Below are 4,135 nucleotides of genomic sequence, written 5' to 3'. Positions count from 1 at the left end.
CGCCCCCCGACGCGCGCCAGCCGCCCGGCGCCGCCCGGCACGCGGACGCGAGCGGCTCGGCGGGTTCGACGAACGCTCCCGGCTCGGACTCCGGCGGTGCCGACCGCCAGGCGGTGAGTCGGTGGCTGGCGCGCTCCTTCGACGGCGACGGGTTCACTTACGGGATCGACGCGACGCTGCACGCCGACGGCGACACCTCCCGTCAGCGGATGGTCTCGAACGACGTGACCGCGACGTTCGACTCGCTCGTCACGTGGTTCGCGTCCAACGCGGGGCCGAGTTCGCCGACCCCGGAGGCGCTCGGACTGCTGCTCGTCGCCTCCGAGACCACGGTCGACCTCCCGCCGGTCGCGATCAAGCGATTCGCGGCGGACCAGGGGCTCACGGCGGGAGACAGCATCGGCGACCTCGTCCGCGCCGCGGAGGAGGCCGGCGGGTTCCGGATCGAGTGACGGCGCCTACAGAACGACGAAGAGCCCGACGGCGATCAGCGCGAACACGGCGTACAGCCCGGCCATTGCCTCGCGCTTCAGCGGACTCCCGAGCGGCTCGGCGGTCAGCCGGCGCACCGGCGGGAGGATCGCGATCCCGCCGAGGAACAAGGGGACCGCCCCGATCCCGGGGAGCCGGGTGAGCGCGACGACGATCGTCGCGTATCCGAGGACGTAACAGCCCCGCCGCCAGAGCTGCTCGCGATCGGTGAGTTCCTCGACTGCGGGGAGCCCGCCGGTCGATCCGTCTCCGGCGTCGGTGTCGCTCACGGGTCCGGACCCGGATGCGACTCCCGACTCGGTCGCGACCTGCCGGGCCTGCCGCTTCACGTGTTCGTCGAACTCCTCGGCGGCGCCCTCCGTCTGCGGGGCGCCGCACTGCGCGCAGTACCGGGCTCCCTCGTCGATCGACGACTCACACCGCGGGCAGGTCTTCATCCGCGTCGAAACGGCAGCGTGGGCCGTATTAATTCTTCGGAGACCGTCGAAACGGACTCTCTCGCCTGTTTAGATTCTCTCTATCTCTCTCGACCGCTCGTTCGTCCCCCGAGCCACCGCGACGAACCGCCCGGATCCGCGCTCCGTTCTCAACGGTGAGAACCTCGGGGGAGCCGTTAAGTGGTCACTGGGCCCGTCTCCGTCCATGGCTACGCGCGTGCTCATCGCGGACGACTCGGAGTTCATGCGGAACCTCCTCCGGGAGATCCTGGACGGGGAGTTCGAGGTCGTCGGCGAGGCCGAAAACGGCGTCGAGGCGGTCAACATGTACCAGGAGCACGGGCCCGACCTCGTCATGATGGACATCGTCATGCCGATCCGCGACGGGATCGAGGCGACGACGGAGATCGTGGAGCAGCACCCGGAGGCGACGGTCATCATGTGTACGAGCGTCGGACAGGAAGAGAAGATGAAGGCGGCGATCAGGGCGGGTGCGGAGGGGTACATCACGAAGCCGTTCCAGAAGCCCAACGTGCTCGACGCGATCGGATCCGCGGTCTGATGCGCGTCGATGTCCGCGGGCTCGGCGCGTGTAACCGACTGGCCGAACGCGGGGCCACGCGGGCGGCCGGCGCGCTGTCCGACCTGACCGGGACCGACCTCGCCGTCGAGGTCACGGGCGCGAGCGTCGCGACCGGCGCGGACCTCGCGGAGGCGTTCTCCGGCCGCGAGTCGATCGGCGTGAGCGTCGGCCTCCGGGAGGGTCTGGAGGGTGAGGCGGTGCTCGCGTTCGACGCCGCCCACGCCGACGCGCTGCTCTCGCTGCTCCCCGGCGGGCAGTCGGTGGCGCGCAGCGCGGTGACCGAGGTCGGCAACATCGCCCTCGGCGGCTTCCTCGACGGGTGGGCGAACTACCTCGGGCGGGCGGTGGACATGACGCCCCCGCGATACTTCGAGGCGGACGGGGCCGCCGTGCTCCCGGACGGGGCGCTCGCCGGTGACGGGGTGTTCCTCTTCGAGAGCCGTCTGGACGCCACGACGACCGACCTCGATTTCTCGATCTACATGCTCCCGGACTCGGGACCGTTCCGCGACCTCGTCGTCGGCGAGACGGCGACGGCGGCGACGCCCGGCGCCGAGACGGCCGGAGACGCCCGCGGCGGAGACGCGAGCACGACGGTCCCGTACGACTCGCTGTCGACGTTCGCGTCGCTGGCGAAGCGCGGTTCGGCGAACGCCGCCGACAACATCGCGACGATGACGGGACTGGAGACGGCCGTCGACGTGAGCCGACTCCGGTTCGTTCCGCTGGCGGACGTGCCGGCGGCGGTCGGCACCGAGCCGCACGCCGGCACCGTCTTCGAGCTTCGGGGGGGAGCCCAGCGGCTACCTCGCGATCCTCTTCGAGGAGGCGTCGGCGGCGACGATCGCGGCGGCGATGCTGCCGAGCGAACCGGACGAGCCGCTCGGCGGGACGGCGGAGAACGCCCTCTGCGAGCTGGGCAACGTGATGACGAGCGGGTTCATCGACGGCTGGGCGAACGTGCTCGGCACCTCGATCACCCACTCGCCGCCGGAGTTCGTCCACGACATCGGCGCGTCGGCGATCAGCCCGCTCGTCGCGGAGCTGAGCGAGCGCCAGGACTACGGGTTCGTGATCGACGCCGCGATCTGCACCGAGGGGGTGCAGGCGCGGTGTGACGTGTACGCGCTCCCCGACGAGCGCGAACTGGCCACGGCGCTCGCGAGACTCTCGGACCCGTGAGCCGCCCGTCGTCGACGCGCGGCCGGACCGGCGACCGCGCCGACGCCGCTGCCGGCCGCATCACGGTCGGCGTCGGGGAGCTCGCGGTCACCGACGACGCGGCCGTGTTGACGACCAGCGGACTGGGGTCCTGCGTCGCCGTGGCGATCGTCGACGAGCGGCGCGCCGTCCGCGGCCTGTTACACGCGATGTTGCCGACGGCTGAGGCCTCCCGGACGGTCGACGCGCGCCCGGCCAAGTACGTCGACGCGGGTGTCGAATCGCTCGTCGACGAGCTTCGGGCGGCGGGTGCCTCGCCGGCGGCGATGCGGGCGCGGATCGCCGGCGGCGCGGAGATGCTGGACCTCACCGAGGCGGTCGGCCCGCGGAACGTCGAACGAGCCGAGCGCTGTCTCGACGCGGCCGGCGTCCGGGTCGTCGCCCGCGACGTCGGCGACGCGATCGGTCGAACGGTCCGGCTCCGTCCCGACGGACGGCTCGTCGTCCGCGCGGCCGACGGGTTCGAACGGACCCTGTAGTGCCGACGGACGTGTCATCGCACCGCTCTCGTGGGTGGCGGGACGCCTGACTCGTCGCCGCCGTCGACGCCGCCGCACCGGCGCGTCCCGTCTCTTCTCACGCCTGATATTTTGAGGGGTGAATTGAAGTGTGTTCTTCGGGTCGTACCCGGTAATGGGCCTCGAACTACCGGTGTGGGACGCTCTGACGGTCGGAGGGATAGTCGCCACACTGGGGCTCGTCGGTGCGAGCGTCCTCGATCGGTTCCTCGACGACGGCGGGTCTGACGACGAGGCCGACGGGCTCGGCAACGACGACCCCTTCGGCGGTGGCATGGGCGGCGGTGGTATGGGCGACGGCGGAATGGGCGGTGGCGGCTTCGACGACTTCGACGGGATGGACGAGTGGGAGGACGACTTCGACGACGGCGACGGCAACGCCGACACCGACGAACTCGAGCATCGCCTCGACGACATCGAGAACGAGGTCGCCTCCCTCTCGTCGACCGTCTCCACGGTCCGGTCGGAGAACGAGGAGATCTCCGCCGCGGTCGACGACATCGAGGAGGACGTGCGGAACCTCCTCGACATCTACGAGATGGTCACCCGCGGTATCAACCCCTTCGTCGACGACACGGGCGGCTTCGACAGCGTCGACGGCGGCGGCGAGGGGTCGTTCGGGCTCTTCGACGAGGCGGAGGAGGCGTCGGAGGAGCTCGACGAGGACGTCGCGAACGCGGACGCGGACGGATTCTTCGACGACGACCTGCTCGACGAGGACGCCGACGGAGACGGCCTCGACGAACTGGAGGAACTGGACGACGAACCGGACGAACTCGACGACAAACCGGACGCGGAATCGCCCGGCGAGCACACGGACGACGGTGACGACATGAACGACGACGGAAAGAGCTTCAGCGAACTGAAAGAGGAGTACGACGCCG

At 70.8% G+C, this 4,135-nt stretch carries 5 protein-coding genes and 1 pseudogene; 5 read left to right on the top strand and 1 reads right to left on the bottom strand.

The window, feature by feature from the left end:
* Window positions 1-452, top strand: a 452-nt coding sequence (locus GJ633_RS14645; RefSeq protein ID WP_231741378.1) for a hypothetical protein, incomplete at its 5' end; no start/stop codon positions are given.
* 6 nt (window positions 453-458) lie between these two features.
* On the opposite strand, the gene GJ633_RS14640 is transcribed toward GJ633_RS14645, so the two are convergent.
* Complete coding sequence (locus GJ633_RS14640) at window positions 459-929, bottom strand: zinc ribbon domain-containing protein (protein ID WP_156589396.1); 471 nt, start codon at window positions 927-929, stop codon at window positions 459-461.
* Between the two features lie 205 nt (window positions 930-1,134).
* Here GJ633_RS14640 and cheY point away from each other — a divergent pair, with 205 nt between their 5' ends.
* The 4 genes and pseudogenes from cheY to GJ633_RS14620 all read left to right on the top strand — a co-directional run.
* A complete protein-coding gene (gene cheY, locus GJ633_RS14635; RefSeq protein ID WP_156589395.1) occupies window positions 1,135-1,491 on the top strand; it encodes a chemotaxis protein CheY in 357 nt (118 codons plus the stop codon).
* Window positions 1,491-2,694, top strand: a pseudogene (locus GJ633_RS18315) (chemotaxis protein CheC). The gene cheY and the pseudogene GJ633_RS18315 overlap by 1 nt, the downstream one beginning before the upstream one ends.
* On the top strand, window positions 2,691-3,212 hold the full coding sequence (locus GJ633_RS14625) for a chemotaxis protein CheD (RefSeq protein ID WP_321169111.1): 522 nt from the start codon (window positions 2,691-2,693) through the stop codon (window positions 3,210-3,212). The pseudogene GJ633_RS18315 and the gene GJ633_RS14625 overlap by 4 nt, the downstream one beginning before the upstream one ends.
* A 154-nt stretch (window positions 3,213-3,366) precedes the next feature.
* The coding region (locus GJ633_RS14620) for a flagella accessory protein C (protein WP_303646506.1) at window positions 3,367-4,135 on the top strand (769 nt) is incomplete at its 3' end.

Origin of the sequence: Halorubrum sp. CBA1125 (genome assembly GCF_009742825.1) — an archaeon.
Taxonomy (GTDB): domain Archaea; phylum Halobacteriota; class Halobacteria; order Halobacteriales; family Haloferacaceae; genus Halorubrum.
The sequence above is the reverse complement of the archived record's forward strand: the minus strand, read 5'-3'. Positions and strand labels throughout refer to the sequence as shown.